This window comes from Kitasatospora sp. NPDC093558, assembly GCF_040683475.1.
GTDB lineage: Bacteria > Actinomycetota > Actinomycetes > Streptomycetales > Streptomycetaceae > Kitasatospora.
Window position 1 is genome coordinate 1 of sequence record NZ_JBFBDY010001254.1, and the last position, 1257, is coordinate 1257.

Here is a 1257-nt window from a genome sequence, read left to right on the forward strand (position 1 = left end):
GCCCCGAGCCGATTCCACTGAGCCTCAACGCGGCGCCGTCCGTTCGCCGGGACCTCGCCGCCGCTGCGGCAAGCGCGGCAGCCGCAGCCGAGCCGCCGGCGGAGCTCCTGCGCGCGGTCGGCCGCTATGCCCTCGCCCGGGTGGACGGCGGCCGGCAGACCCTGCAGGTGCACCGGCTGGTGCAGGCGGTGATCCGTGCGGAGATGTCGGACAGCGAGCGCGAGGAGGCTGCTCACCTGGTCCATCGCGCCCTGGCCGAGTCCCGCCCGCAGTTCGGCGACGTCGACGACCCGGCCGCCTGGGCCGCGCTGGAACAGCTGTGGCCGCACCTGTCGGCCTCCGACGCGCACGCGTGCGACGACCCGGCCACCCGCCAACTCCTCGTCGACCGGGTCCGATACCTGCGCCGACGCGGTGACCTGGAGCGGGCCGACGCGCTCGGCCGGTGGCTCGACACCTTCTGGACCGGAAGGCATCGCGCGGACGAGGGGCAGATCCTGCTGCTGCGCTTCGAACGTGCCAACGTTGCTCGGGCACAGGGGAAGTACGCCGTCGCGCTGGCCCTGGACGAGGACACCCTGGACCGGCAGAAGAGCCGGCTGGGGGAGGACCATCCCGCCACACTGCGTACGGCGGGATCGTTGAGCGCCGACCGCAGGGCGCTGGGTAGCTTCACGGACGCGCTCCAACTGGACCGTGACATCCTGGGCAGGCTGAACGCCTCACTCGGCCGGGACCACCCGCAGACCCTGGCGGTGGCCAACAACCTCGCCATCGACCACCGTCTGATCGGCGACAGCGCCGCGGCTCGCGACCTCGACCGCGACACCGCCGCCCGCCGTCTGGCCGTCCTCGGCCCGCAGCACCCCTACACCCTCACCAGCCGGTTCTGCCTCGCCCGCGACCTGCGCGAACTCGGCGAGCACGCGCCATCCTGCGCCATCCTGCGCGAGACCGTGGCGACCTGTGAGCAGGTCCTCGAACCGGACGACCTCACCGCGCTGCGGGCCGCCGATTCGCTGGCGGTCTCCCTGCGCAGGCTCGGGCACGAGGAGGAGTCCGGCCGGCTGGCCCGTCAGACGTACGACCGCTACCTTGCCCGCTACGGTCCCGGTGCCGCCGACGCGCTGGTCTGCACGCTCAACCTGGCCGCCGTGCACAGCGCCGAGCACGACCACGACACCGCCTGCGAGCTGGCGGACCGTGCCCACCAGGGCCACGCCCGGCTGTTCGGCGACCGGCACCCGCTCACCTCGG

1 protein-coding gene is annotated in these 1257 nt (G+C 73.7%); it reads left to right on the forward strand.

Features of this window, described 5'->3' with window-relative positions; translation table 11 throughout:
- Positions 1 to 1257 (forward strand): FxSxx-COOH system tetratricopeptide repeat protein (fxsT, locus tag AB0O00_RS40135; RefSeq protein ID WP_363659604.1); only part of this gene is annotated, 1257 nt, incomplete at both ends.